Annotated in this window: 1 protein-coding gene; it reads left to right on the forward strand. The window is 68.2% G+C overall.

The genetic code is table 11. From position 1 onward, the window contains the following. Nucleotides 1-255 (forward strand): transposase (locus SCWH03_RS28440; RefSeq protein WP_173267800.1); only part of this gene is annotated, 255 nt, incomplete at both ends.

The raw sequence follows: 255 nt of genomic DNA on the forward strand, positions 1-255 counted from the left end.
CCTGCGGCGGCTGTTCAACGCCGTGATGTGGCGGTTCAGGACCGGGGCCCCCTGGCGGGATGTTCCTGAGGAATACGGCTCATGGTCGACCGTCTACGGCGCGTTCCAGCGGTGGGCGGTGGCCGGGGCCTTCCAGACGTTGATGGAGGCAATGATCGCCGAGGCGGCGGCTCGTGGGCAGGTCGATCTCGACCTGGTCAGCGTGGATTCCACGGTCGCGCGCGCTCATCATCACGCGGCAGGGATGGCCGTCGA

The organism is Streptomyces pacificus (genome assembly GCF_011766325.1).
Classification (GTDB): Bacteria; Actinomycetota; Actinomycetes; order Streptomycetales; family Streptomycetaceae; genus Streptomyces; species Streptomyces pacificus.